The following is a 26,768-nucleotide window of genomic DNA, read 5'->3' on the forward strand; positions in this document are numbered from 1 at the left end:
ACTATTTAGCTTTGTCGTATTCCTGCAGTGAACACACCCCATAGGTGCGGTCCCGAGTAGCCTCAATCGCCTGCACCGCTGCCTGGAACTGGGAAATGGTAGTGATAATCGGTTTATCGGCGGCAGTGGTGGCGGTACGGATTTCATAACCATCCACCCGCGCCCCGGAAGTGCCGGGGGTGTTAATCACCATATCGATTAGCCCGGCGCGGATCATATCCACTACCGTTTGTTCCCCGTCAGGACCTGGCCCTTGGCTGGCTTTGCGCACTTCGGTAACTGGAATCCCGTAGCGGCGCAGCAAAGCGGCAGTTCCCGCAGTCGCCATAATCGAGAATCCCAGGTCAAATAACCGGGATACCGGCAAGGCTAAGGCTCGTTTGTCCTGGTCAGAGACAGATACGAACACGGTTCCTTTAGAGGGCAGATTCCCGTAAGCCGCGGTCTGACTCTTAGCGAAGGCAGTGGGGAAATCCCGGTCATAGCCCATAACTTCCCCGGTAGAACGCATCTCGGGTCCGAGAACCGTATCCACAATTCGCCCATTCTTGTCCCGGAAACGTTTAAATGGCAGCACCGCTTCTTTAACCGCAATCGGCCGTCCGGGCGTGGCGAAATCGGAATCATCTGCCGGCAGGTAGCCGCGCTGTTTTAGCTGCGCGATTGAGGACCCCATCATTACTAGGGCTGCTGCCCTAGCCAGCGGTACTCCGGTGGCTTTAGCAACGAAGGGTACCGTGCGGGAAGCCCGCGGATTAGCCTCAATCACATACAACACCCCGCTGACTAGGGCATATTGGATATTGATGAGGCCGCGTACCCCTACTCCCGCCGCGATCTTCTCGGTAGAAGTGCGGATATGGTCAATAATCGCGTCGGAAAGGGTGATCGGGGGCAGCACGCAAGAAGAATCCCCAGAGTGAATCCCGGCCTCTTCGATATGTTCCATGACTCCACCCAAGAAAAGTTCCTGACCATCGTAAAGGGCGTCCACATCAATCTCGATGGCATCATCAAGAAAACGGTCAATAAGCAGGGGTCCAGTCATGACTGTGGGATCTGACAGGTTATAGCGATGCAGGTAAGAGTCGAGTTCTTCGGCGGAATAGAGAATCTCCATTCCCCGTCCTCCCAAAACGAAAGAAGGACGCACCAAAACCGGATACCCGACTTTTTCTGCCTGCTCAAATGCCTGCTCCGGGGTGGTGGCAGTTCCATGCGCCGGAGAGGGCAACCCCGCCTCGTCAAGTACTCGCCCAAAGAGTTCGCGGTCTTCGGCGGCGTCAATCGCGCTCGGTGGAGTACCCACAATCGGCACCCCGGCGGCTTTCAAACGCGCGGCTAAAGAAAGCGGGGTTTGCCCACCGAGCTGCACAATCATCCCCGCAACTGGACCGGCCGCGCACTCGGCCTCGTAAACTTCCATCACGTGCTCAAAGGTGAGCGGCTCGAAATATAGACGCGAGGAAATATCGTAGTCCGTGGACACAGTTTCCGGGTTACAGTTGACCATTACGGTGTCATAGTCAGATTGCAGTTCTTGGGTAGCGTGTACACAGGAATAATCGAACTCAATCCCCTGCCCGATTCGGTTCGGTCCGGAGCCGAGAATAATCACCGCCGGACGCTGACGCGGTTTAACTTCGCTGGTCAGGTCATAGCTGGAATAGTAATAGGGGGTTTGAGCGGGGAACTCCCCGGCGCAGGTATCGACCGTTTTATAGACCGGGCGAATCCCGAAGGCCTTGCGGACTTCTCGCACTACCTCGTCGGATACGGAGCGGATCTGCCCAATCTGCAGATCCGAGAAACCATGACGTTTCGCCTCTACCAGCAGATCCGGGGTAAGCGCCTCCGCTTCCCGAATCTTATCTGCGACCTCGTTCAACAAGAACAGCTGATCTAGGAACCAGCGATCAATCTTGGTAGCCTCGTAGAGTTCTTCCAGGCTTGCCCCCGCCCTAATCACATCCATCACCTGGATTAGGCGTTTTTCCGTAGGTATCTTGACCTGCTCTAATAGCTCCGCTTTAGAGGAGGAAAGCGGGGTGTCCCAACGGAAGTAAGTGCCGGCCTTATCTAGAGAAATCAAGGCTTTTTGTAGCGCTTCAGTAAAGTTTCGGCCCAGCGCCATCGCCTCGCCCACCGACTTCATGGCGGTGGTCAGGGTGGGATCGGCAGCCGGGAACTTTTCGAAAGCAAACCGCGGCACTTTGACGACTACATAGTCCAAAGTGGGCTCGAAAGAAGCCGGGGTTGAGCCGGTAATATCGTTGGGAATCTCGTCGAGGGTGTAACCGAGCGCCAGTTTTGCGGCCAGTTTCGCAATCGGGAAACCGGTAGCTTTCGACGCCAGGGCGGAGGAGCGCGACACCCGCGGGTTCATCTCGATAACTACTACCCGACCAGTATCGGGGTGCACCGCGAACTGGATATTACACCCGCCGGTATCTACCCCTACTTCCCGGATCACGTTAATCCCGATATCGCGCAGATTCTGCAGCTCCCGGTCAGTTAGGGTGAGCGCCGGTGCCACCGTAATGGAATCGCCGGTATGTACCCCTACCGGGTCCACGTTTTCGATAGAGCAGACCACGACTACGTTATCTGCCTTGTCGCGCATCAGCTCCAGTTCATATTCTTTCCAGCCCAGAATCGATTCTTCCAGCAGCACTTCGGAGGTGATGGAATCGGCCATGCCTCCCCCGGCGATCCGAATCAGATCCTGTTCGTTATAGGCAATACCGGAGCCCATGCCTCCCATAGTGAAAGAAGGGCGCACTACCAGCGGATATCCCAGCTGTTCGGCGGCTTTTCTGCAGTCAGCCAGGTTGTGAGCAATGAAAGATCGTGCCACTTCGGCGCCGCAGCGGTGTACTACCTTTTTAAATTCTTCACGATCCTCACCGGCGTTAATCGCCTGAGCGCTGGCTCCGATTAGCTCCACCTGGTATTTTTCCAAGGTGCCATCTTGGCTCAGAGCAATCGCAGTGTTGAGCGCAGTCTGCCCACCCAAAGTAGGCAGTAGGGCGTCCGGGCGTTCCTTTTCAATAATTGAGGCCACTACCTGCGGGGTTATCGGCTCAATATAGGTGGCGTCCGCCATCTGCGCATCGGTCATAATGGTTGCCGGGTTGGAGTTAACCAAAATAACTCGCAGCCCTTCCGCTTTTAGCACGCGGCAGGCCTGACTCCCGGAATAGTCGAACTCGCAGGCCTGGCCGATTTGGATCGGCCCGGAACCAATAACTAGGACAGATTTAAGATCAGTTCTGCGTGGCATTTTTTTCCTTCGTTTCCTGCATGATTCTTAGGAACTTATCAAATAGATATTGGGCATCGTGGGGGCCGGCCGCCGCCTCGGGATGGTACTGTACGCTGAAAGCCGGCAGGTCGAGGGCGCGCAAGCCTTCTACTACCCCATCGTTTAGCGCCAGGTGAGATACTTCAACCCGCCCATAGCGTCCTCCATCGAAAGGTGCCACCGAGGGGTGTTCCGCAGGGGCGTCCACCGCGAAACCGTGGTTGTGGGCAGTGATCTGCACTTTTCCGCTTTCACGGTCTACCACCGGTTGATTTACTCCGCGGTGACCGTAGGCCAGTTTATAGGTGCCGTACCCCAGGGCACGCCCTAGGATTTGGTTGCCGAAACAGATCCCGAAGAAGGGGATGCCCGCGTCCAGCACCGCCCTCGCCAAAGCTACTTCGTGGTCTGCCGAGGCCGGGTCGCCCGGTCCGTTAGAGAAGAACACCCCATCGGGGTTCACCTGCATGATGTCTGCAAAGCTGGAGTGCTGCGGGAACACATGCACCTGGATTCCGCGCAGCGCCATCTGTTCGGGAGTACGCGCTTTGATCCCTAGATCTAGGGCGGCTACTACCGCTAAGGGCTTTTTGCCTTCATATTCGCCGGCAGGCTCCACCACGTATTTTTCGGGGGTACTCACGTCGGCGGCCAGCGCGGCTCCTGCCATCATCGGCTGGTCGCGCACCACTGAAACCAAAAGGTCGCGGGTGGCCTGGTCTAGATAGGCGGCTCCCGCCGGGAGGGCATCTCCGGAAAAAATCCCGCCGCGCATGGCGCCCGCTTCCCGCAAATGCAGGGTGAGGGCGCGGGTGTCTACCTCGCGAATACCTACCACATCCTGGGCTTTTAACAGGTCTTCGAGGTCTCCGGTAGCACGCCAATTGGAGGCTCGCCGAGCGGCATCGCGGACCACATATCCAGCTACCCAGACTCGTCCCGATTCGGGATCGGTCTCGTTTACCCCGGTATTTCCGATATGGGGAGCGGTTTGGATAACTATTTGGCGGTGATAGGAGGGATCGGTCAAAGTTTCCTGGTATCCGGTCATCCCGGTAGCAAAAACCACTTCTCCCAGGGCGCGTCCGCGTTTCCCCCAGGCTTTGCCTTTCGCAATGAACCCGTCCTCCAGCACGATTAAGGCCAGATCCGAGGAGGCCTGCTGCATAAGAACTTCTCCTTATCTATGCCTCACCCAGGGGTAAGGGCATATAGAAAAAATTGCCCGCACCGAGGGGGCACGAGCAAATAGGTAAGAGTTTCACTGCCCCTAATCATAGCGTAAGGCGCTTTCCGAGCGTGATTTTTGTTCACCACCTCGTAGCTGCTGCAAAAGCATTTCTACCGGGAGGGTGTTACTGTCGCCGGAGGGAGGAGTTGTTGTCGGGGGGGATTTCTATTTCCGGAGCGCAATTCTGTCTCCGGAGGGTGATTCCGTCCCTGGAGGGTGATTTGGTCAGGAAGAAGAAAGAAAAGCGAGCAAAAGCGCCCTCCTCGGACAAAAGCACCCTCCAGCGACAATAAAGAGCGCACTTTCTCCGCCCATATTCACGAATCCGGGGGGCGCTGTTGTATTTGGAGGACTATCTTGTCGCCGGAGGGCGGTTCTGTCGCCGGAGGGCGGTTCTGTTTTTAGAGGGAGGCTTCATCAACAGCCCTCAGTCATGAGCCCAAAAAGCTAAACAAACCCCAACTTACAAGACAGTACCAGCCAAAACACTCTCTAAAAATCCGTCCGCACCCCCAAATGGGGGTTAATACCCAAATGGATATTAGCCCGCATAACCTACGCTTCGGGGATAAAAAGTGCAAGAAAAAAGGGTAGCCCTGGCGAAAAATCCGCCAGGGCTACCCTTGAATCTTTAGGTAACTAGCTAAACTGCAAAGTTACTTCATCTTGGTGCCGACCGAGCCGAGGCGCTCACACGCTTCGACTACGCGAGCCGCCATTCCGGCTTCGGCAGCTTTGCCCCAAGAACGAGGATCGTACTGCTTCTTGATGCCAACCTCGCCGTCAACCTTTAGGACACCTTCGTAGTTCTTGTACATCCAATCAGCGATCGGACGAGTGAAGGCGTACTGGGTGTCAGTGTCGACATTCATCTTGATAACGCCGTTCTTTACCGCCGTGGCGATTTCTTCGGCAGTGGAGCCAGAACCACCGTGCATAACCAAGTCGAACGGACGATCGCCCTTTCCGTACTTCTCGCCTACGGCTTCCTGAATCTCACCCAGAATTTCCGGACGCAGCTTAACGTGTCCCGGCTTGTAGGCGCCGTGAACGTTGCCGAAGGTCAAAGCGGTCAGGTAGCGACCCTTTTCCCCGAAGCCCAAAGCCTCAGCGGTCTTCATGCCATCTTCAGGGGTGGTGTAGAGTTTCTCGTTGATTTCGCCAACGATGCCGTCTTCTTCGCCACCGACAACGCCAATCTCGACCTCGAGAATGGTGTTGGCTTTAACCGACAGATCCAACAGTTCCTGGGCGATTTCCAGGTTTTCGCTCAACGGAACCGAGGAACCGTCCCACATGTGGGACTGGTAGAACGGGAGGCGACCAGCCTTAACCTCTTCAGCTTCTAGCTCCAATAGGGGGCGAACCCAAGAATCAATGTTCTGCTTGGCGCAGTGGTCAGTATGCAAAGCTACGGTCACCGGATAGTTCTTGGCGATTTCCCGTGCATAAGCCGCCATCGCCAACGAGCCGGCTACCCGATCTTTAACGGTAGAGCCCGACCAGTATTCGGCACCGCCTACCGAAACCTGGATGATCCCGTCGGATTCTGCCTCGGCAAAACCGCGAATCGCTGCGGTTAGCGTCTGGGAGGAAGTAACGTTAATCGCAGGGTAGGCGAACTTGCCTTCCTTCGCGCGATCTAGCATTTCGTTATAAACATCAGGGGTTGCAATAGCCACGAGGGCCCTCCTTTAAGATAGATTTCTTACGTTTTCATTCTCTCACAAGGTCAAGCTAACTGCAGGGTCTTGTGTCCCAAGATGCTACCTAAGACGCAATATATCTCTCTAAAAACCTGTACTAATTTTTTACTAGCGTCATTGATTTTGGTCTCGATGCTGAATCACCCACGCCCACATGGCGACTGCGGCGGCTGCTCCTACGTTTATAGAGCGGGTCGAGCCGTACTGGGTTATTTCATAGACTGCCGAACATTGAGCCAGCATTTCCGGGCTTAAGCCATTGGCTTCCGACCCGAAAACCAGGCAACATTCCGTCGGTAGAACCGCATCTTCCAGTGCCTGCGAGCCTTCCACATTGTCTATCCCAATCAGGGTAATGCCCGCTGAACGTGCCCAATGGGCGAAAGAGTCTGCATCCGGAAAATGATCCACGTGCTGGTAGCGATCGGTTACCATCGCCCCCCGCTTGTTCCAGCGGTGCTTTCCTACAATATGTACCGAGTTAGCCCCGAAAGCATTTGCTGAACGCACGATGGAACCGATATTGAAATCATGGTCGAGGTTTTCGATAGCCACTTGGAACGGGAAACGCTCGCTATCTAGGAAGTCCCGTATCGCATCCCGGCGCCAATAACGGAAACGATCTTCCACATTGCGACGATCCCCGCCCGCTAGTAACTCCGGATCCCAATGCTCACCTTCTGGCCAGTGCTCCGACCCACCGGGCCAAGGGCCGACTCCGTTACCCATCGGCTTAGGCTTTGAACCGATCACGCTGCAAATATCCAGTAAAGCGGCAGACTAGGGAGCGGGGAGCCTTCCAGGTCAAAAAATCTATAATCTTGTAAATCACGGAAGGTACCGAAATCATTTTTCCCCGTGCCAAATCGTTCAAGGCTTGCTCAACTACGTATTCCGGGGTCAGCCGAGCGATAGTGGGTACGTCCTCGATTTTGGTGGTGATCTTGCTGAAGAAACCGGTATCAGTAGTACCTGGCTTTAACGCCATTACCTGTACCCCACTGCCACGCAGTTCTTCCGCTAGGGCGCAACTGAAGATTTCTACCCAGGTTTTGTGAGCCGCGTAAGTTCCCATGGCAGTTCCAGACGCCACTGAGGAAACATTCAAAATTGCGCCCCGCCCGCGCCGACGCATCCGAGAGGCGGCGGTTTGCGAGAGCAGCATGACTGCCCGCACCATTACGTTTAGCCCGCGCACCTGCTTAGAGGCGGATCCGTCCACGAAATCTTCCGCCAGGGCAAAACCAGCATTATTAACCAGTAAAGAAATCGGACGCTCTTCGGCAGCCAAACGCCGCGCCACCGTTCTCAGCCCCTGTTGCATAGCTAAATCAGCAGCTAACACTTCGCAGGTAACCCCATAAAAGTCTTCAATCCTTTGCGCCTGTTCCAGCAAAACATTCTCGCGCCGCGCCACCATCACCACATTGTGTCCGCGCCCTGCCAACTGGTTACAAAACTCTAGCCCTAGCCCGCTGGAAGCTCCGGTTACTAAAACCCATGACATCTGTTAATCCCCCTCGATTCCTAAATCTGTCAAATCTAGTGCCGCCAGATACTTCCAGCCAGCTTGGTTAACCTTTTGCTTCGCCACATCGCCGCGGTCAACCACCACCGCCACGCAAAGCACTTTGGCGCCCGCTTTTTCTGCTGCCTGCGCTGCCTGGATGGGCGATCCGCCGGTGGTGGAAGTATCTTCCACGATTACCACCTGTTTACCCGCAATATCAGGACCTTCAATCTGCCGCCCCATTCCGTGGTCTTTAGCTTCTTTACGCACCACGAAAGCGTCTATATCTAGACCGCGCGAAGCAGCTGCCTGCATAATCGCAAAGGCCACCGGATCGGCTCCCATGGTGAGTCCACCGACTGCATCAATATCTTCCGGCAGATACCCCGCCTCTTCTAGCAAGTCCAGCAACACATGCCCGATTAGCACTGAAGCCTCGTGATGCAGGGTGGAGCGGCGCAGGTCAATATAGAAGGAGGATTTCTTTCCGCTGGCCAGCGTAAAATCCCCGTATTTAACAGATAGCTCTTTGATTAAAGAAATCAGGCGAGCCTTTTGCGAGTCGTTTGCGGTCATGACATTCAGTTTATCGGTTTATAGCCGTTATGGTTGACACATGAAGATTGCAACTTGGAACGTTAACTCAATCAGGGCACGATATGAGCGGGTGAGCGCGCTTTTGGAGCGGGAAAACTTAGATGTTTTAGCAATACAAGAAACCAAATGCCGCCCAGATCAGTTCCCTTATGAACCGTTCAAGCACGCAGGATACGAGGTCGCGGTGCATGGAGCCAACCAGTGGAACGGGGTAGCGATTATTTCTCGGGTAGGTCTCGAGGAGGTACAGCGAGATTTTCCCTCTCAGCCCGCCTATGGGAATCCGGGGAAAGAACCGGTGGTGGAGCCGCGCGCGATCAGCGCCCTATGTGGCGGGCTAAGAATCTTTTCTCTCTACGTTCCCAATGGCCGCGAACTATCCCATCCCCACTACCGTTATAAGCTCACCTGGCTAGAGAACTTGCGGAAGTATGCGTCCTCGCTGCTTCAGGCGGATCCGAAAGCACAACTGGCGCTAATGGGCGACTGGAATATTGCCCCCTTTGACCAGGATGTGTGGGATATGGAGGTGTTTGCGGGTGCCACCCACGTGTCCGAACCTGAGCGCGAAGCCTTTTTCGCTTTCACGGATGCCGGTTTTACTGAAGTTACCCGCGACCTGTTTGATCAATACACCTATTGGGACTATAAGCAGTTGCGTTTTCCCCGTAATGAAGGGATGCGGATTGATTTTGCCTACTGCTCCCCCGCTCTGGCACAGCGAATTCAAGCCGCCGAGTCTTTACGCGAGGAACGCAAAGGCAAAGGCGCCTCTGACCATGTGCCAGTGATTTTAGAGGTAACTCCTTAAGCCTCCTGAGCGGTTTCGGCTACTTCTCGCAGGACGCGGTTTAGCTGCACCCACAGACGCTTGTGGAGGGCGCCGAAAGGCTCTTGCCCCAAGAAAACTGCGCCCAGATGAGCGGCGGGGTCAACCCAGAGGAAAGATCCGGATTGCCCAAAGTGTCCATAGGTATCCGGGGAAGAATCCGGCAGCGTCCAGTGCGGGTCTTTGGCGGCGCGGATTTCGCAGCCCAGCCCCCAGGCATTGTCGCGGTGAAAACCATATCCGGGTACCACCCCAGGTAGCGCCATTCCATCACTGCGCGACCAGGCAGCAAACAGTTCCCGGGATAGGAACCGGGGGCAGGCGGCCTCGAAAGCAAAAGCTAAAAGTTCTCGCAGGCTGCCATGCATTCCCCAGGCAGGCGAACCTCGCATTTTACGTTTTATTCCCAGGGGTGAAAACACCATTTCCGCTACCCAGGTGGCAAAAGGAACCCCGCTGCGCTGGCTTAGTAGCTCGCCGAGGATTTCATACCCAGAATTGGAGTACACCCTACGGCTATGGGTGGCGCGGGTAAACTCTCTCTTTTCATAATCGAGACCGCTGCGGTGAGCAAGTAGGTCAGCCACACTTACTGGGCGGGGCTCGCTCACCCCCGGTAGGTGCGAAAAAGGCTGATCTAGGTCTAAAACACCGTTTTCTACCGCCCCCAGAATAGTGCGGGAGGTAACCAGCTTAGTCACTGACATCCAAGGATAGACTTTATCCTGGTCACCCCAGGTACCGAGCAGGTGGCAACTTTGGGGTAAAGACGCTGATACAAAGGAGAAAAGCGCGCAGGAAACCGGGAAAGGGAACTGCCTTAAAACTGTAGCTACTGGGTCAGAAGCCATCCAGCCGAGTTCCTAGAAGGGGCGGGCAGCCATAACCGCAGTAAGAGCAGCCACAGCTTCACGCGGCACTACGCCAACATCTGCCAGGGTGTTGTATTCCTCGGTTTCGAGGACGTTGTTGATAACCAACCGCCCCAGCAAATCGATACTGAGAGCTTTGTTTTCTTGCGCGTATTCGAGGTCGTTGGCCGTCAAGATGCCGGAACGAACAATCTTGTCCAGGATTTCTTCCGGCACGTCCGAAAGGCCGTACTTCTCCATTTCCTGGGAGGAAAGGCTGATGTATCCTTTTTCCAACAAATCTTCCAAGGTAAATCCAGCCACCTGCTCGATTGCGGCCATTGCGGAGGGGGATGCAAAACCGCTGGACATGATGGCGTGAAGCGCCTTGGGATTGGAAAGATCCACCTGGTTGATAATCAAGTTGGTCAAGGAACCGACTACATCTACGCCGTCCCTGTTGTAGAGCCACTGGATATGCAGGCCGTACCATTCGGCCAGAAGGGAATGTGCCAGTGTCTTGGGATCGGAATCCTTGTTAATGAGCTCTTCTTCTTGTAGCTGCCCAAAGGCGCTGGTTAGCACCTTTTGTAACCCCTCGAAACGAGCTGCGAAGTGGTCGTGAGCCGGGTGTACCTCGTTAGAGGCTTCCACCGACAACATGCACTCCATTTCCACGATTGTGGGGTTAGAACTGAGCTCGGTAGAAAGTTCGGTGAAGGCATTGAACACTTCGAAAGGCTGCATGTGCCGCATGGCTTGCACATCGAAGTTAGAACGATCCTCATAGCGCTCGATAACCGCCATGAGCAGGGCTTCTTTGGAGGGGAAATGGTAGATAACCCCGGGGTGGGAAATACCAACCCGACGAGCCACATCGCGCATAGATAGACCGTGGTAGCCAACTTCCGCAATCATATCTACAGTTGCGTCAAGTATGGCTTCACGCCGAGCTACGCCACCGGCGTAAGGCCCGCGTTCCCCGCTCTTATGTGCTGCTTTGGGCACCTGGGCATCCCCCTCCCTCTTGCCTATCGCCTATAATTTTTTCTACCGTTGGGCACAAAAATACCCAAGCTCTAACCAGGATACAGTTTTTCCCCTCAAACCACCTAACAAATCGACAATGTTTTATAACAGTTTTCTCCGTTTCCGAGAGTTACATCACCTCCAAATGCCTGGATTTCTATATAAAACCAATTAAATTGCTTTGCTAGCTGGGCTTCTACTGAGAATGGGTATCAAAAAATGGCGCCGAAAGAGCATCTCTCTTCCGGCACCATTTTTATGACTAGGCGTCACTAAACTAGCTGCAGGTGGAATCTTCCCGCCGGAGCGGCATGTCCTTCCGGCACCGTAACCTTAATTTCGGCACCATCTTCCCATTGTCCCGCCAGCAGACCTTGTGCCAGCTGATCGCCAATTTCGGTTTGAATCAAGCGCCGCAGCGGACGCGCCCCGAACGCCGGGTCATATCCGCGGTTCGCTAGCCACTGTTTTGCGTCCTCGCTAACTGTCAGCTTCAAACGGCGAGAGGCTAGCCGCTGCATGACTTGCGCCAACTGCAAATCCACAATCTGCGCCAGCTGAGCCCGAGTGAGCGGCTTAAAGATCAAAATCTCGTCCAGCCGATTCAAAAACTCAGGCCGGAAATTGGCTTTTACAGCCTCTTTCACCAGATGCTCTTTCTCGTCCTCGCCCAGATCTTTCTCGGTCAGATACTGTGAGCCTAGGTTCGAGGTCAGCACCAAAATAGTGTTACGAAAATCCACTACCCGACCTTGCCCATCAGTCAGGCGGCCGTCATCTAGCACCTGCAGCAGCACATGGAAGATTTCCGGATGCGCCTTTTCCACTTCATCCAGCAGAATCACCGAGTAGGGACGCCGACGTACCGCCTCGGTTAGCTGCCCGCCCTCTTCGTAACCTACGTATCCGGGAGGGGCTCCGATTAGGCGCGATACCGAGTGCTTTTCTCCGTATTCGCTCATATCGATGCGTACCATCGCGGCGGGGTCATCAAAGAGGAACGCCGCGAGGGACTTAGCAAGTTCGGTCTTCCCCACCCCGGTAGGACCGAGGAAGAGGAAGGAACCCGTGGGACGGTTGGGGTCAGAGACTCCCGCCCGCGAGCGGCGGACTGCATCGGCAACCGCTTGCACCGCTTGTTCTTGCCCGATTAGGCGTTTACCAATCTCGGTTTCCATGTGCAGCAGCTTGTCAGTTTCGGTTTGCAGCATTTTTCCAGTGGGGATCCCCGTCCAGGACTCCACGACTTCGGCAACTTCGGTAGGACCGACTTTGTCTACCACCATCGCGTCGGAGTCATCGCTTTGCTGCTCCTGCTTTTCAGCAGCAGCAATCGCGGCCTGAATTTGCGGGATTTCCCCGTTCTGCAGCCGTCCAGCGCTTTCCCAATCGCCACTACGCATTGCCCGCTCTAGCTGGGTGTTTAGCTTATCGAGTTGGGCGCGCAGATCCCCGACCTTATTGCGGGAGGCTTTTTCAGATTCCCACCGCACATTCAAGTCATCCAAGACCTGTTGTTCCTTGGCGATTTCCGCGCGCAAATCCGCCAGCCGGGCTTTGGTCTGTTCATCTGAGCCTTCACCCTCGGAATCCGCCAGATAGGCTTCTTCCATTTTCAACCGGTCAACCTGACGGCGTTTTTCGTCTACTTCTACCGGACTGGAATCTAGCTCCATCCGTAGCCGGGAAGCAGCCTCGTCAATCAAGTCAATAGCTTTATCCGGCAGGTTACGTTCGGTGATATAGCGATCCGAGAGTTTGGCCGCCGCCACTAAGGCCCCATCGGTAATCGTGACCTTGTGGTGCGCTTCGTATTTGGGGGCAATCCCGCGCAAAATCGCTACCGTATCTTCTACCGAGGGTTCGGCTACGAACACCTGCTGGAAGCGGCGTTCTAGGGCCGGATCTTTCTCGATATTTTGCCGGTATTCGTCCAGGGTGGTGGCACCCACCATCCGTAGTTCGCCGCGTGCCAGCATGGGTTTAATCATGTTGCCAGCATCCATGGCGCCCTCGGAGCCACCCCCGGCACCTACTACCGTGTGCAGCTCGTCAATAAAGGTGATGACTTCCCCGCCGGCGTTCTTGATTTCTTCCAGGACGGCTTTGAGACGCTCTTCGAACTCGCCACGGTATTTGGCGCCCGCGACCATTGCCCCTAAATCTAGGCTAATCAGTTTCTTGTTTTGTAAAGATTGGGGGACGTCTCCCGCGACAATCCGTTGCGCTAAGCCTTCTACCACTGCGGTTTTACCTACCCCGGCCTCTCCGATTAGCACCGGGTTGTTCTTGGTGCGCCGCGAGAGCACTTGGATTACCCGCCGGATTTCTTTATCCCGTCCGATTACCGGATCGAGTTTTCCGCTGCGCGCCACTTCCGTCAGGTCACGACCATATTTTTTCAAGGCATCGAAAGAGGCTTCGGGATCCTCAGAAGTCACCGGATCTTTGCGAATTTCCTTGAGTTTTTCACGCAGTGCCTTGACATCGGCGCCCGCTCCTTTAAGCAGCTGCGTCACCGCGGTTTGCCCCTCAGAATCGTCGGCAAGGGCGATAAGCAGATGCTCAGTAGATACGTATTCGTCACTGAGCTCGCGTGCCAGCTCACCGGCCTTATTTATTACCCGGCGCATCGCCATTGAGGTTTGCACTTCGCCCACGCTGGTACCCGTGACGCTGGGAAGTCTTCCCAACATTTGATGTAAGGGGGCGTTAATCTGCTGGGTACGGTTCGGCACCATCGCTTCCAGAAGCGCAAACGCGATCGAGTCGGTTTGCCCTAATAATGCGTTTAAAAGATGTTCTGGCTCTACCTGAGGGTTCTTATTGGCTTGCGCGGTTTGTACCGCGTCCCCTAAGGCAGCCTGTGATTTAACAGTAAGTTTTGTTTCCATTTTTCCTCCCATATTCCCATCCGGGTGGGATGGGGTGTTGCTATTTAGTCCAACACCCCGAAAGTTGAGTTTATTCCACTCAACTTTATATTTTGGGTTAACTACCTCACAGAAACCGATTTTCGTGCGCAACCAGAGCGAGACAAAACCACCTGAGGGCGAGCGAAATGTTCATCTAAACTAAGCCGCTACGCACTCCGGGGATTCCGGGAAACCAGAAAACTAGCGGTAGTAAGAGTTATTGACGAGAGCTTGTCTACTATCCCGACCGCGTTTCACCGTCCAGATTATCCCCCAAATCAGCAGCCCTAGACCCGCAAACCCCATAATCGTGGGGAGAACAAATGCCCAGACCAACAGGGTAAAGGTAACGTTGGGAATCACGCTGATGGCGGAAATGGGTGCTTTATCGGGCTGGGCGCTCTGGCAATCAATTACCAGTTTTCCGCGAGAGTGAAGGTTGTAGCTGAACACCTCGTTGTTTTCGTCACCCGTGGCGGTACCGGCACTAAAATCGGCTCCCGGGCTGGTTTCAGAAGGAATTTCATTGCCGTTAAATGTAGTTTTACAACTAACCTTGGTACCTTCAGGCACTTCCACCAGCACTAAGGTACGCCCGTTATAGTCGTCCTCGCGAGTAATCACACTATCGCCGCTATGGTGCTCCGCATTGGAAGCAACGTCCAGCCCATACCCGACTAGCATCCCAATACAGGTCAGGGGGGCGATTACCACCATGAACACGATTCCCAGCACCAGCACCAAGACCGGCACAGTTCGAGACTTTCTTTCCGGGGGCGGAGTTATCGGGTTATTACTAAGCCCCGAGAAACTACCCGGTTCCATTCCTCCCGGCTCATTAGGTTGCGGCATTCCCGGAGGCACATTCCCAGCGCCACCCCCTGGGTAACCGGGCGGGGTGGGAAAATTATTTCCTGCCGCGGAGGGATATTGCGCCTGGGGGTAAGCATTGGGGGTTCCGTAGCCAGGGAAGTTTTGCTCGTAAGGAGGCTGAGAGAGGGGAGGCTGCGGGAAGTTATTACCGCCACTATTTTGGGTACCAAAGTTATTGGAAACGCTAGGTTCACTTCCGAAACCAAAATTATTTTGCTCGCCAATATTATTTTGCGGAGAACCGTCGGGAGAAGCGACAAAATTATTTCCCCTGCCCTGATTAAAGGATGCCTGCTCCGCTGCTTGCCCCGGGGAGGAAACCGGCTGCTGTAAGGAGGACGGCGAGGTGTCTTGCCGCTGATCAGCAGGATCTCCAGAGTATAGCTTTCCATCCAACACCCATTGCTCCTGCTCGCTGGAGTTAGCCCCGTACCTTTTTGGTGTTTCGCTCATTCTTCCTCCCCTGAATCGTTTCCCCTATTGTAAGGGTTAACCCTGATTTTCACCCCATATAACTATCTGACCGGGCAAATAGGGAACCAATTCTTGTCCCGGAACCCGGCGGGACCCGGGAAATCTGGTTAAAGGGGAAACTTCCCCAGTGGGCGCGGCTGAAAACACCCGTCCGCGTCCTCGTTCATAAACAGCGAGCCGCTGCCGCAAACGTTGATTTTCTGCTGCTAGGCGGGCTGCCGCGCGTTGCAACTCCAGCACCCGTTTAATACCGGCTAGATTGATTCCTTCTTCTTGGGAAAGGCGCTGAATTTCTCGCAATTCTGCGATATCTTCGGCGCTATAACGTCGCCCCCGCCCTTTGGTGCGCCTTGGAATTACCAATCCGATGCGGTCGTATTGCCGCAGAGTTTGTGGGTGCATCCCCGCCAGCTCTGCGGCAACCGAGATCACATAGAGAGTTTCCACCCTGGCAGTCATTATTGCTTCTCCAGCTGACTGCGGGGATCAAAATCCGGGTGGTCGGCGCGAATTGCTTCCCCTAGCTGTTGGGCAATATCGACTACCCGACTAGAGGGTTTAGCAGGGTTAACGATGCGCACCGTAGCTACCACATCTAACCCCGCTAATCCTTTACCGCGCAGGCGCAGCTTGGTGCCACTATCAGCTCCGGCAGGGATTTTGATGGTTGCCTGCTTGCCGCCAAGCAGCGGCACTTTAACTTTGGCGCCGGTTAGGGCTTCCGCCGCGCTCACCGGTAGCTGCATTTGTAGGGCTTTTCCGTCAAAGGAATACACCGGATCGGGGGTTACATGCACCGTAACCACTAGGTCACCGTTTCCACCCGGACCGGGCCGCCCTTTTCCACGCAGACGCAGTTTCTTGCCATCGCGGATCTTGCTAGGAATTCGCACGGTCATGCTCTTGCCATCAACCGTCAGCTTCATAGTGCTGCCCGCCATCGCGGTGCGAAAATCCAGGGTAACCTCGGCAGCTAAATCTTGTCCTTTGCCGCCGCCGGGGAAACCACCTGCCCCTGCCCCGAAAGGAGCGGATGCCCCGAAGCTGCCGCGTCCTCCCCCAGAAAACAGGGAACCAAACATGGAGCCAAGGTCACCCTCGCCTAAGTTGATTCTAGCGGAGCCGCCCCCGGGAACGGTTCCGCCCCCAAACATAGCGCCTAATACGTCTTCGAAGCCTCCGGCCCCACCATGACCTGCGGCGGGGCCGGCGCTGAAACGGGCACCACCGCCCGCCATCGCGCGAATCGCGTCGTATTGACGTTTTTGTTCGGGATCGGACAGTACCTGATAGGCTTCCCCGATTGACTTGAATTTCTCTTCGGCAGCTTTATCTCCAGGGTTTTGATCCGGATGGTATTTACGTGCCAGCTTTCGGTAAGCCTTCTTAATCTCGGCCTGATTTGCCTTTTTCGACACCCCTAAAGTGCGGTAGAAATCTTTTGCTACCCAATCTTGTCCGGCCATGAATGCTCACCTCCTTAATCCCTAATCTGGGTTATTTACTATTACTTTTGTTGCTCGCAACACCTGGTCGCCCACTTTGTAGCCAGGCTGGAGCACCTGGGCAATACTGGGTTCGCCCTCCCCACCACTTTGCGCCATCATGGCTTCGTGTACGTTGGGGTCAAATTCATCCCCGTTATTGCCATAGCGAGTCAAACCAAAGTTGGTTTCTAGAGTGTTTTCCAATTTGTTAGCAATCGATTCGAAGGGGCCTTGCAAATCTCCTGCTTCTCGCGCCGCCTGCACGTCATCGAGAACGCTCAGCAGCACCTGCAGCACCGCTTTTTGCCCATCTGTCCGATGGGCAGACATCTCGGTTTTGCTACGCTTTACATAACCGGAGTATTCCTGTTGCAGGTTATAGGTTTCCGCCCGCGCTCGGGCTAGCTGTTCCGTCAACTGCGCCACTTGGGCTTTAAGCTGTTCTACCTGGGCTTGAGGGTCCTCAGCTTCGTGTTCCTCTTCGCTCGCTGCTTCTGGAGCCGCGCTAGCCTCCGGATCGACCTCTTCGCCCAGGCGGGCAGCTAAATCCGCAAACGCCGCGTTTTCGTCCTGCTCATCGGTTTCCTCCCCTTTGGTGCTGTCGACGGGTGCAGACTGCGCGGAGGTCTCCGGGCTGACTGAAGCTGACTGTTCCGGCGTGACGGTGCTTTGAGAATCCGGCACCTGCCCGGCGGACGCATCCGCCTGATTTTCTGATTCTGGTTCCGAAGTGGGATGCAATGGGTCTTTCACCTTGATCTTTATCCTCCGTTTCCCATTTTGCTCTTCCAAAATTCTTCCTCCTGCCGATGGGGCGCCCACTTTCGCGAGCGCCCCAGACAGCTTGAGACTTAAGAGTTACTTGTTTTCGTCCTCTTCATCGACAACTTCCGCGTCGATTACCTCGTCCTCTGCCCCGGCACCAGCATCCGCAGCCTCGGTGCCAGAGGCTGCCTCACTTTGCGCCGCCTCGGCTTGGGTTTGCGCATAGAGGGTTTCCCCAATCTTTTGCGACTTGGTGTTGAGTTCTTCCATCGCGGTCTTTACCGCCTCGATGTCTTCACCTTCCAAAGCCTTCTTGACCTTGTCAGAGGCTTCGCGTACCTCTTTGGCGATTTCCTCGGGCAGTTTCTCGGCGTTGTCTTTCAGCAGTTTCTCGATCGAGTAAACCGTCTGTTCCGCCGAGTTACGCAAATCGGCTTCTTCGCGCCGCTTCTTATCCTCTTCCGCGTGCGCTTCTGCCTCTTTCACCATGCGGTCGATTTCCTCTTTAGAAAGCGCCGAGCCCCCGGAAATAGTCATCGACTGTTCCTTGTTGGTGTTCTGGTCTTTCGCCGAGACGTGCACGATTCCGTTGGTGTCGATATCGAAGGTGACTTCGATCCGGGGAACCCCCATAGGTGCGGGCAAAATCCCGGTGAGCTGGAAAGTACCTAGCGACTTGTTGTCACGGGTAAAGGTACGTTCGCCTTGGAACACCTGGATTAGCACCGAATCCTGGTTATCTTCGGCAGTGGAGAAGATCTCCGAATGCTTAGTAGGAATCGCGCTATTGCGCTTGATCAGGGTGGTCATTACTCCTCCCTTGGTTTCAATTCCTAGCGACAAGGGGGTGACGTCGATCAAGAGGACGTCATTGCGGTCACCCTGGATAATCCCGGTTTGCAGCGCAGCTCCGCTAGCCACCACTTCGTCGGGGTTAACCGACTTGTTGGCTTCTTTTCCACCGGTCAAGGTCTTTACCATCTCGGCTACTGCCGGCATCCGGGTAGAGCCACCCACCAGCACCACGTGGTCAATATCAGACACATGAATCTTGGCATCCGCGATTACCTGTTCGAAGGGCTTGCGGGTGCGCTCTAGCAAATCCTGGGTCATTTCCTCGAAGCGGGCGCGAGTTAAGCGCTCATCGAGGTGAACCGGGCCAGACTCCGCCATCGACAGGTACTGCAAAGAAATCTGGGTAGAGGTCGCCGAAGACAGTTCCTTCTTGGCTTGCTCTGCGGCATCGCGCAAACGCTGGATTGCAATCTTGTCGTTAGACAAATCCACCCCGGTATTGGTTTTCACGGTACTGATTAACCAATCCACGATTCGCTGATCCCAGTCGTCACCACCGAGGCGGTTGTCCCCGTTAGTGGCGCGCACTTCAATCGTGGAAAAGCCGTCCTCATCTTTCATTACTTCCAGTAAGGAAACGTCGAAGGTGCCTCCGCCTAGGTCGAAGACCAGAATGGATTCGTCCTTTTCGCTCTTTTCCAAGCCGTAAGCCAGGGCAGCGGCGGTCGGTTCGTTTACCAGGCGCAACACGTTAAGTCCGGCGATTTTACCGGCGTCTTTGGTTGCCTGACGCTGCGCATCGTTAAAGTAGGCCGGCACGGTGATTACCGCGTCCTGTACCGAATCACCCAAGTATTCCTCGGCGTCCTTCTTCAGTTTACCCAAGATGAAGGCGCTAATCTGCTGGGGGTTGTATTCCTTATCGTCAATTTTTACTTTCCAAGAGCTATCCCCCATATGACGCTTCACGGACGAGATGGTCCGATCCACGTTGGTTACCGCCTGACGCTTGGCAACTTCCCCTACCAGAACTTCCCCGGCTTTGGAGAATGCCACTACCGAGGGGGTGGTGCGCTGACCTTCCGCGTTGGCGATAATCGTGGGCTGCCCCCCTTCTAGAACCGCAATCGCGGAGTTGGTGGTGCCCAAGTCAATACCTACTGCACGTGCCATAGTTTTTTCCTTCCTAAGAATTTATTTAGTTAGTCTTTTTAGCTCTAGGCCTTGGCGGCTGACGCCCCCGCTTTCAATCTTGACGACGTCCGCTTAGATTCCATCAGCCTTGAGCCTTACGCGCTCAAGGTTATCAAATCTAGAGGGTCTATCAAGCCGCACCCCTAAAACCTGAGTCTACTTAACTCAACTCCGTAAGTTCAGAGTTTATTCCCTCGTCCGGGAAAATTTTTTTCTGAAATTCTTAAAAACCACATCTACCAGCAGATATATTTTCAGAAAGGTTGGTTTAGGCGCAGATTTTCCCTAAGAAAAGCCAGGTACGGAGAGGTCACTTTCCGAATTGCGCTTTCAGCGTATATGTTTTCTAGGTAAGAGTTTCCCAAAATAAAAGGAGCAATCATGGCAGTCGAACTGGTCGAAGAGTTCAACGAAGAACTTGTAGAGGCATTTTCTCGTCTCATCCCCCAGCTTTCGCAATCCGCCAAACAGCTAACCCCGGAGCAGATCAAAGAGTTCTGCGAACAAGACGGAGTTTACCTGCTGGTTTTCCGCTCAGACGCAGGCAAGATTCTGGGGATGCTCTCCTTGGCCACTTTCAAGATTCCCACTGGAAAACGCGCCTGGATAGAGGACGTGGTGGTGGATTCGGCTGCTCGCGGTCAGGGAGCCGGTCAAAAGCTAGTGGAGGCAGCGGTAGTTCACGCCAAGAAGGTGGGGGCAAAAACTGTGGATTTAACTTCCCGCCCTTCCCGCGAGGCCGCTAACCGCCTCTACCGGCGCTGCGGATTTAAACAGCGGGAAACCAACGTTTATCGCTACGCCGATAACTAGCCTGCCACCCCCTGCTACTTTCTGGTCACTGATTTTTTCCGAGGGCGCAAGATGAGATTACCTGGGGTCTGCAAGATAAAACACAAAGTCGATTTTTTGGGATATTTTCGCAGTTAAAAGCATTTTACTTTCAGCTTTCCCCTTGGAAGATCGCTACCCAAAGCGTGAGTTAGCTAGCATTGTTCCCCAAATGCCACAGCCCTCGGGTAACAATGGGGGCAACAGCAGTCGAGAAATAAGGAATGATTTTATGACCGCCTTGTCTATCCCCACTTTGGAACTTTCTACCGGATATCAGATTCCCCAATTCGGTTTTGGAACCTACAAAATTCCCGCCGAAGAATGTGTAGATGCGGTGAAATATGCTTTGGATCTGGGGATTCGCCATATCGACACCGCGCAAATGTATCACAATGAGGCAGAAGTAGGACGCGCCATTGAGGAATCGGGAATTCCCCGAGAAGAAATTTTCTTGACCACCAAGCTCAATAATGACAAGCATCTGCCGGAGGACGCGCGAAAGTCTTTCCAGCAGAGCCTGGAGGATCTGCGCACTGACTATGTGGATTTATTCTTAATCCACTGGCCATTGCCCACCCGTTATGACGGTGATTTCGTGCAGACTTGGCGCACCCTCCTCGAATTCCAATTTGACGAAAAAGCACGCACCGTGGGGGTTTCTAACTTCCAGATTCACCATTTAGAGCGCTTGATTGCGGAAACCGGAGTGACCCCGGCTGTCAATCAGGTGGAGATTCACCCCCAGTTTGCCAATAATGAGCTGCGCGCGTTCCACCAGGAACATGGAATCGTAACCGAAGCCTGGTCGCCCCTAGCTCGAGGAAGGGTTCTAGGGGAAGAAAAAGTGGTTGCCGCCGCCAAGCGTCTAGGAAAAACTCCTGCCCAGGTAGTACTGCGTTGGGGCATTGAGCGCGGGGACGTCATCTTCCCCAAGTCAGTTCACCCCGACCGCATTAAAGAAAACCTGGATATTTTCGATTTCCAGCTCGATGAGCAAGCCAAAGCGGATCTAGATTCCCTGGATATGGGCGAGCCGGGCCGCTCCGGCTCCCACCCCGACACCATGGACATCCTCTAGTCCCAGCTGTGCGCAGGGGCTAGATTTTTCCTTCCGCTTGAAAACAAATATCGCCGTTCCCGGGAATAGGTTGGTGCGGTAAAAGCGCTCGGGGGCGGATCTTCATGGTTGGCGCAGGGGCTAGATTTTTCCTCCTGCCCAAAAATTTGGAAAACGTAGCGATGTTTCCCAAATTTTGCGCCCGCCTAGCCGACTCGGATAAAACCTAGCCCCCGCGCACAGCTGGAATAAATCGGCCCACTATGCAGCGGTTGGTGCGCTAAAAGATGCGAGAGGGCGACTTGAGCCGAGCGAAGCAAGGCTCACCAGAGCCCCGAGCGCTTTTAGTGCACTAACCCTCTAGCCCTCGCGTAACCTCAATAGTTTTATAGGCTAGTTTTCACGATTGGCGTGGTAGTAGTCGATCAACGCTTTAGTAGAAGGATCTTGCTGCTCCAAGACTTCCTGGTCACCAGCGATTGCCGGCGTCAAGGCTTTGGCGAGCTGTTTACCCAGCTCCACACCCCACTGGTCGAAGCTGTTAATCCCCCACACAACCCCTTGGGTAAAGGTGATGTGTTCATAGAGGGCGATTAACTGCCCCAGTACCGAGGGGGTTAACCGCGGAGCCATGATTGAGGTCGAGGGCTTGTTTCCAGGAAACACCCGGGCCGGCACGATTTGTTCCGGGGTGCCTTCGGCGCGTACCTGATCAGCGGTCTTTCCGAAGGCGAGCGCCTGGGTTTGGGCAAAGAAGTTGCCCAAGAATAGCTCATGCTGATCATTGTCGCCGTCTTTAAGCGGCCAAGTGGGGTTGGCGAAGGCAATAAAGTCGGCGGGAATCATCTGGGTACCTTGATGAATCAACTGGTAGAAGGCGTGCTGCCCGTTAGTGCCGGGCTCTCCCCAGAAGATTTCGCCAGTATCGTAGGTTACCGCTGCCCCATCCCAGCGCACCGACTTACCATTGGATTCCATAGTGAGTTGCTGCAGGTAGGCAGGGAAACGATGCAAGTACTGGGAGTAGGGCAAGACCGCGTGGGTGGGCGCGTGCAAGAAGTTGCGGTACCACACGTTAAATAGCCCCATCAAGAGGGGAACATTTTCACTCAAAGGCGCAGTGCGGAAATGCTCGTCCATGGCGTTCATTCCGGCGAGGAAATCAGCGAACCCTTCTTTCCCAATCGCCACTGCCAAGGCGGTGCCAACGGCGGAATCTACCGAGTAGCGCCCTCCTACCCAGTTCCAAAAACCAAAGGCGTTCTCGGGATCAATCCCAAACTCTGATACTGCCTCAAGGTTGGTAGACACCGCCACGAAATGCTTAGATACTGCTTGACGCGCGTCTTGTTCGCTCAGTTGCGCGGCGCTATCTTTCCCTTCCCAGATTCCGCGAGCCGCCAATTGTTCTAACAGCCAGGTGCGAGCCGCCCGGGCATTAGTTAGGGTTTCCAAAGTGGTGAAAGTCTTGGAGGCCACGATAAATAGGGTGGTTTCCGGGTCTAGATCCCTCACTTTTTCACTGAGGTCCGTGGGGTCGATATTGGATATGAAACGGCACTCAAGTCCTGGTTTCACATAGGGAAGTAGCGCCTCATAAGCCATTGCCGGGCCTAAATCTGAGCCCCCAATTCCGATATTTACCACGGTAGTGATGGGTTTACCGGTAATTCCTCGCCAGGCACCGCTGCGTACTTTGTCGGCAAAGGCATAGACCTGTTCTAAAACGGCGGCCACATCGGCGCTAACGTCTTGCCCATCAACTTTTAGATTGTCCTCACGAGGACGCCGCAATGCGGTATGCAGCACCGCGCGATCTTCGGTGGTATTGATGTGAGCACCCGCGAACATCGCATCCCGGTGTGCCTCGACTTTGGTCTGTGCCGCCAGGCGCGCAAGCGCCGCCAATACGGGGGCATCGACCAGATTCTTTGATAAATCTACCTGCAAATCTGCCGCTTTAAAGGTCAGTTCCTGGGCGCGACTGGGCTGGTCTTGGAACCAAGCAGCTAAATCTGGCTGGAAGGATTGGGCAAGATTGCTTAGCTCTTGCCAGGCCTGGGTGGTGGTGGGATCAATCGGGGCACTCATTTTTTCTCCTGTTCAAAGGTTTTTAAAGGTCAGTGATGGGCAGTTCCCGGACTTCAATGTCCCATTCATCGCGGGAAACCACCGAAATAATGTCAGCCAGTGGCAGCCACCATTGGTTGACAGGCCTGCGAACCTGGGGGTCTACTTTTTCTTGCATTTGCAGCAGCGGGAAGGTTTCAATCCCGTTCGCTGCCAGCCCCACCCCTAAGGGTTCGCTTCGATTTTGCGCGAATTGCTTGCTGAGCTCTTGAATCGCCACCCGTACTAGGCGGGTAGCTAAAATTCGGTCAAAGGGCGAGGGCTCGCCTCCTTGCTGCAAGTGTCCCAGGGCAGAGTGACGCACATCGAAAAGCCCTTCTGATTCTTGGGCAAAAACGGAGGCGATGAACTCTCGGTCGTATCTACCTCCGGCCTCTTCGTTGTGCAGAACAAGGCAGAGCCGGCGCCCCTCGCGGAACGAATCCCGCATCATTTTCACGTCATTCGCCAGATTTTGCAGATTGTAGGGGAATTCATCAAGGTAGACTAACTCGGCTCCCGCCGCAATCCCTGACATTAGGGATAGGTACCCACAGTGGCGCCCCATCGCATCCGCTACGAAACAGCGCCGCGAGGCGGCTGCAGATTCTCGGATACGATCTAGCGCCCAGACTGCATTATTAAGGGCGGAATCGGCTCCGATGGATAGCTCGGATCCCGGCAAATTGTTGTCGATTGATGCCGGGACACAAATCATGGGGATATTAAAGGCGGGATAGCGGGAAGTTTCCTGGCGCATCTGATTAATCGACAGGTAGGCGTTGTAGCCCCCGATTACTACCAGCGCGTCAATGCGGTGTTCTTCCAGGGCGCGCCCTATCGCATAGTATTCTTCCACCTTGGGGATGGGGCGTAAGGTTCCCAGTTCGGCGCCACCATCAAAACCCCAGCCTTCGACGTCTTCCCAGGCTAGATGTTTAACTTTCCCGGACATTAGTCCATCAAAGGAACCGTAGATTCCTAGCATTTCGAATCCGCAGTCAATGCCTTGCCGCACTGCCGCGCGGGCGGCGGAATTCATTCCGGGAGCCAGTCCGCCTACGTGCATAATGGCTACCCGCCGCGCATCAGCTGGCAGCTGGTCTTCCTGGGGAGGGGTTGACATTACTTCGTTAATCGCCAGCATTTCGCTAAAGGAACGCCCGCGTGCCTGCACTGCTTTGTCATATTCTTTAGCTTTGGTGAATTTGGCGACTGCGCGCGTATCCCCTACCGCTTTCATCAGGGGGAGGCGGGCTACTCGATTGTTACGCGCGCCGATAATTACCGGTTGCGAGTTTTGGTCTTGGTGTAGCACTTCGTAGGCGGCGGCATATCCCAGGGCGGTGGGCATCCAGCGATCATAAGCAGAGGGGGTACCCCCGCGCTGCACGTGTCCCAAAATTGTCAGATGCGGACGCTGCCCGGTTTCTTGTTCGAGGGCGTCACACACATCGTTTGCAGTGATGGGATTACCCTCGTGATCGATAGCTCCCTCAGCTACCAACACTATGGATTCTCGTCTGCCCGCTTTGCGCCCAGCCGCAAGTTTGTCTGCCAGGGTTTTTTGCCAGCCTTCCTCGGGGGGAGCCTCGGGGATAAACACATAGTCACAGCCGCGGGCGACTGCACTCATCAGCGGCAAATACCCGCAGTGACGCCCCATTACCTCTACTACGAAAGTGCGGCGGTGGGAGGCCGCGGTTGAAGATAGTTCGTCCAGAGCTACCAGGATGCGCTGGAGGGCAGAATCGGTGCCGATAGTCATATCGAAACCGACTAAATCATTGTCGATAGAACCGACCAGTCCGGCTACCCGCAATTTTTCATGTCCGGCTACCTGCTCGGGAGTTAGTTCCCCCGCCTGTACTAATTCTTCCAGCAGGCTGGGCCATTCTTCTTGGAACTCATTGGTTCCGGCCAACGAGCCGTCACCACCGATAGAAATTAGCCGGTCTATCCCCTTTAGAACTAGGTTTTTAGCGGCTTTGCGCAGTCCGGAACGTTCCCGGAATTCTTTACAGCGGGCAGTACCAATAACCGTGCCACCTTTATTAAGCACGCTAGATACATCTGACCAGCCCATCGGCTTGATCATCTCGCCGCCGGTAACTGCCCCTTGCCATCCCTCAAGAATCGCGTAGGGTTGAGCTCCCATTTTTAAGGCGGTACGCACCACTGCCCGCACCGCAGCGTTCATTCCCTGGGCGTCCCCGCCCGAGGTTAAAACTCCAAGCCGTTTTGGTTGCCCTTGCGCGGACTGGCCCATCATTCCTCCTCTTTGAAGGCTGACCCCTAGGCGCTTCCCCTGGCGACCAGCGTCATCATTTTGTCTACTTCTGCTGGATCGGGCGCTTCCACCTTTTCTCCAGACAAGAATTTCTTGAGAGCCTGGGCGTATATCCGCCCACTGGCTTCGGGATTAAAATCGACAGAGGTGAGTGGCGGGTTGAAGAGTTCGCCCTCGGGAGCGTTGCCTACCCCAATCACCGCGCAATCATTGGGAACCATTCGCCCACACATCCGCAGCGCCTGGATTACTTCCATCGCCAGGAAATCGCTATGACAAATAAATCCATCCACCCCGGGATTCTTCGAGAATAACTGCACCAGCTCTCCTGAAAGGTTGGGAGAGTTATATTCGGTGGTGAGCATGGTGGGGGTAGGACACCCCCCAAAAATGCACCCTTGCAGCACTCCGGCGTAACGCAATTGATTTAGATTTTTTAGGAGGGCGCTATCGGAACAAAGATAAACCAAGTTTCGATGCCCGGAGGAAACCATCCGGGAAGCCATCGCCCGCCCGGAGGCACCATAGAGGGCAGCCACCACCGAATACATCGGCGAATCGGTGGCAAAAATTGCCGGCTCTACCGGCACTCCCAGACTTTGTAACTGTTTGGTTTGCTCTGTACTAAAGGGAACCAACGGCAAAATCGCGCCGATAAGTTTTGCGCTGTCGGCTAGGGCATCCACATCTAGTTGATCACTGTCTAACTGCACCGGGATTAAGTCAATCCCCATCTTGGCGGTTGCAAATGTTACTCGCATTACCGTACTGAGCATTGGGGAGTTATGGGGCATTGGGGGAATTACTAATAGGAAACGTTTGGCTTCTGGCTGCGGATTCTTCGCCACTGTTTCCCTCCCTGCCCTAATATCTAGCTGCTCTATTTTTTAACGGTCAGTTATAAAGTCAATACTAGCC

General features: G+C 54.6%; 20 protein-coding genes. 3 read left to right on the forward strand and 17 right to left on the reverse strand.

The genetic code is table 11. The features are described from left to right. Position 1 precedes the first annotated feature (1 nt). The 6 genes from carB to pyrE form a co-directional block, all read right to left on the reverse strand. A complete protein-coding gene (gene carB, locus BQ5456_RS03015) occupies positions 2-3,283 on the reverse strand; it encodes a carbamoyl-phosphate synthase large subunit (RefSeq protein ID WP_071128688.1) in 3,282 nt (1,093 codons plus the stop codon). Further along, positions 3,267-4,472 carry a glutamine-hydrolyzing carbamoyl-phosphate synthase small subunit gene (carA, locus tag BQ5456_RS03020; RefSeq protein WP_071128689.1) on the reverse strand — a complete coding sequence of 402 codons (1,206 nt, stop codon included), beginning with the start codon at positions 4,470-4,472 and terminating at the stop codon, positions 3,267-3,269. Before carA ends, carB begins: the two co-directional genes overlap by 17 nt. 719 nt (positions 4,473-5,191) lie before the next feature. Beyond that, positions 5,192-6,217 (reverse strand): class II fructose-bisphosphate aldolase, encoded by a 1,026-nt coding sequence (fbaA, locus tag BQ5456_RS03025; protein WP_071128690.1) that lies wholly within the window; start codon positions 6,215-6,217, stop codon positions 5,192-5,194. A 138-nt stretch (positions 6,218-6,355) separates the two neighbouring features. Then, the gene (locus BQ5456_RS03030) at positions 6,356-6,970 is read right to left on the reverse strand and encodes a TrmH family RNA methyltransferase (RefSeq protein WP_083378327.1); all 615 of its coding nucleotides are present in this window, start codon (positions 6,968-6,970) and stop codon (positions 6,356-6,358) included. Positions 6,971-6,974: 4 nt separating this feature from the next. Further along, positions 6,975-7,748 (reverse strand): SDR family NAD(P)-dependent oxidoreductase, encoded by a 774-nt coding sequence (locus BQ5456_RS03035; protein WP_071128692.1) that lies wholly within the window; start codon positions 7,746-7,748, stop codon positions 6,975-6,977. Between the two features lie 3 nt (positions 7,749-7,751). Next, positions 7,752-8,327 (reverse strand): orotate phosphoribosyltransferase, encoded by a 576-nt coding sequence (gene pyrE / locus BQ5456_RS03040; RefSeq protein WP_071128693.1) that lies wholly within the window; start codon positions 8,325-8,327, stop codon positions 7,752-7,754. A 40-nt stretch (positions 8,328-8,367) separates the two neighbouring features. Here pyrE and BQ5456_RS03045 point away from each other — a divergent pair, with 40 nt between their 5' ends. Next, positions 8,368-9,159, forward strand: coding sequence for an exodeoxyribonuclease III (locus tag BQ5456_RS03045; protein ID WP_071128694.1), 792 nt, complete (start codon positions 8,368-8,370; stop codon positions 9,157-9,159). On the opposite strand, the gene BQ5456_RS03050 is transcribed toward BQ5456_RS03045, so the two are convergent. The 8 genes from BQ5456_RS03050 to dnaK form a co-directional block, all read right to left on the reverse strand. Then, positions 9,156-10,028, reverse strand: a complete 873-nt coding sequence (locus BQ5456_RS03050) for a serine hydrolase domain-containing protein (protein ID WP_071128695.1) — start codon at positions 10,026-10,028, stop codon at positions 9,156-9,158. The two genes, BQ5456_RS03045 and BQ5456_RS03050, sit on opposite strands and share 4 nt — an antisense overlap. Before the next feature lie 12 nt (positions 10,029-10,040). Then, on the reverse strand, positions 10,041-11,036 hold the full coding sequence (locus BQ5456_RS03055; protein WP_071128696.1) for a TetR/AcrR family transcriptional regulator: 996 nt from the start codon (positions 11,034-11,036) through the stop codon (positions 10,041-10,043). Between the two features lie 293 nt (positions 11,037-11,329). After that, the gene (gene clpB / locus BQ5456_RS03060) at positions 11,330-13,951 is read right to left on the reverse strand and encodes an ATP-dependent chaperone ClpB (RefSeq protein WP_071128697.1); all 2,622 of its coding nucleotides are present in this window, start codon (positions 13,949-13,951) and stop codon (positions 11,330-11,332) included. 222 nt (positions 13,952-14,173) lie between these two features. Continuing rightward, the gene (locus tag BQ5456_RS03065) at positions 14,174-15,298 is read right to left on the reverse strand and encodes a hypothetical protein (protein WP_071128698.1); all 1,125 of its coding nucleotides are present in this window, start codon (positions 15,296-15,298) and stop codon (positions 14,174-14,176) included. Between the two features lie 36 nt (positions 15,299-15,334). Further along, on the reverse strand, positions 15,335-15,778 hold the full coding sequence (locus tag BQ5456_RS03070; RefSeq protein ID WP_071128699.1) for a heat shock protein transcriptional repressor HspR: 444 nt from the start codon (positions 15,776-15,778) through the stop codon (positions 15,335-15,337). Continuing rightward, positions 15,778-16,785 (reverse strand): DnaJ C-terminal domain-containing protein, encoded by a 1,008-nt coding sequence (locus BQ5456_RS03075; RefSeq protein ID WP_071128700.1) that lies wholly within the window; start codon positions 16,783-16,785, stop codon positions 15,778-15,780. Before BQ5456_RS03075 ends, BQ5456_RS03070 begins: the two co-directional genes overlap by 1 nt. A gap of 21 nt (positions 16,786-16,806) precedes the next feature. Next, the gene (locus BQ5456_RS10260; protein ID WP_235858523.1) at positions 16,807-17,598 is read right to left on the reverse strand and encodes a nucleotide exchange factor GrpE; all 792 of its coding nucleotides are present in this window, start codon (positions 17,596-17,598) and stop codon (positions 16,807-16,809) included. A gap of 66 nt (positions 17,599-17,664) precedes the next feature. Then, positions 17,665-19,539, reverse strand: a complete 1,875-nt coding sequence (dnaK, locus tag BQ5456_RS03085) for a molecular chaperone DnaK (protein WP_071128701.1) — start codon at positions 19,537-19,539, stop codon at positions 17,665-17,667. A 402-nt stretch (positions 19,540-19,941) separates the two neighbouring features. On the opposite strand from dnaK, the gene BQ5456_RS03090 reads away from it, so the two are divergent. Continuing rightward, positions 19,942-20,373: a GNAT family N-acetyltransferase gene (locus BQ5456_RS03090; protein ID WP_071128702.1), complete on the forward strand. Its 432-nt coding sequence runs from the start codon at positions 19,942-19,944 to the stop codon at positions 20,371-20,373. Between the two features lie 250 nt (positions 20,374-20,623). Further along, the gene (locus BQ5456_RS03095) at positions 20,624-21,472 is read left to right on the forward strand and encodes an aldo/keto reductase (protein ID WP_071128703.1); all 849 of its coding nucleotides are present in this window, start codon (positions 20,624-20,626) and stop codon (positions 21,470-21,472) included. Between the two features lie 372 nt (positions 21,473-21,844). Here the strand turns inward: BQ5456_RS03095 and pgi are convergent, their stop codons facing one another. From pgi to BQ5456_RS03110, 3 genes are read right to left on the reverse strand one after another with little or no spacing between them, the layout of a single operon-like run. Further along, the gene (pgi, locus tag BQ5456_RS03100; protein ID WP_071128704.1) at positions 21,845-23,542 is read right to left on the reverse strand and encodes a glucose-6-phosphate isomerase; all 1,698 of its coding nucleotides are present in this window, start codon (positions 23,540-23,542) and stop codon (positions 21,845-21,847) included. Between the two features lie 22 nt (positions 23,543-23,564). Then, entirely contained in the window at positions 23,565-25,832 is a 2,268-nt protein-coding gene (locus BQ5456_RS03105; RefSeq protein ID WP_408056651.1) for a 6-phosphofructokinase, read from the reverse strand. Positions 25,833-25,855: 23 nt separating this feature from the next. Continuing rightward, positions 25,856-26,698, reverse strand: coding sequence for a substrate-binding domain-containing protein (locus BQ5456_RS03110; protein WP_071128706.1), 843 nt, complete (start codon positions 26,696-26,698; stop codon positions 25,856-25,858). Between the last annotated feature and the right edge of the window lie 70 nt (positions 26,699-26,768).

This window comes from Varibaculum massiliense, assembly GCF_900106855.1.
GTDB lineage: Bacteria > Actinomycetota > Actinomycetes > Actinomycetales > Actinomycetaceae > Varibaculum > Varibaculum massiliense.

Excerpts from the sequence above, each read along its gene's own strand:
- carB (WP_071128688.1), bottom strand. The coding sequence starts at position 3,283 with ATGCCACGCAGAACTGATCTTAAATCTGTCCTAGTTATTGGTTCCGGG.
- carA (WP_071128689.1), bottom strand. The coding sequence starts at position 4,472 with ATGCAGCAGGCCTCCTCGGATCTGGCCTTAATCGTGCTGGAGGACGGG.
- BQ5456_RS03030 (WP_083378327.1), bottom strand. The coding sequence starts at position 6,970 with ATGGGTAACGGAGTCGGCCCTTGGCCCGGTGGGTCGGAGCACTGGCCA.
- BQ5456_RS03035 (WP_071128692.1), bottom strand. The coding sequence starts at position 7,748 with ATGTCATGGGTTTTAGTAACCGGAGCTTCCAGCGGGCTAGGGCTAGAG.
- pyrE (WP_071128693.1), bottom strand. The coding sequence starts at position 8,327 with ATGACCGCAAACGACTCGCAAAAGGCTCGCCTGATTTCTTTAATCAAA.
- BQ5456_RS03045 (WP_071128694.1), top strand. The coding sequence starts at position 8,368 with ATGAAGATTGCAACTTGGAACGTTAACTCAATCAGGGCACGATATGAG.
- BQ5456_RS03050 (WP_071128695.1), bottom strand. The coding sequence starts at position 10,028 with ATGGCTTCTGACCCAGTAGCTACAGTTTTAAGGCAGTTCCCTTTCCCG.
- clpB (WP_071128697.1), bottom strand. The coding sequence starts at position 13,951 with ATGGAAACAAAACTTACTGTTAAATCACAGGCTGCCTTAGGGGACGCG.
- BQ5456_RS03065 (WP_071128698.1), bottom strand. The coding sequence starts at position 15,298 with ATGAGCGAAACACCAAAAAGGTACGGGGCTAACTCCAGCGAGCAGGAG.
- BQ5456_RS03070 (WP_071128699.1), bottom strand. The coding sequence starts at position 15,778 with ATGACTGCCAGGGTGGAAACTCTCTATGTGATCTCGGTTGCCGCAGAG.
- BQ5456_RS03075 (WP_071128700.1), bottom strand. The coding sequence starts at position 16,785 with ATGGCCGGACAAGATTGGGTAGCAAAAGATTTCTACCGCACTTTAGGG.
- dnaK (WP_071128701.1), bottom strand. The coding sequence starts at position 19,539 with ATGGCACGTGCAGTAGGTATTGACTTGGGCACCACCAACTCCGCGATT.
- BQ5456_RS03090 (WP_071128702.1), top strand. The coding sequence starts at position 19,942 with ATGGCAGTCGAACTGGTCGAAGAGTTCAACGAAGAACTTGTAGAGGCA.
- BQ5456_RS03095 (WP_071128703.1), top strand. The coding sequence starts at position 20,624 with ATGACCGCCTTGTCTATCCCCACTTTGGAACTTTCTACCGGATATCAG.
- pgi (WP_071128704.1), bottom strand. The coding sequence starts at position 23,542 with ATGAGTGCCCCGATTGATCCCACCACCACCCAGGCCTGGCAAGAGCTA.
- BQ5456_RS03105 (WP_408056651.1), bottom strand. The coding sequence starts at position 25,832 with ATGATGGGCCAGTCCGCGCAAGGGCAACCAAAACGGCTTGGAGTTTTA.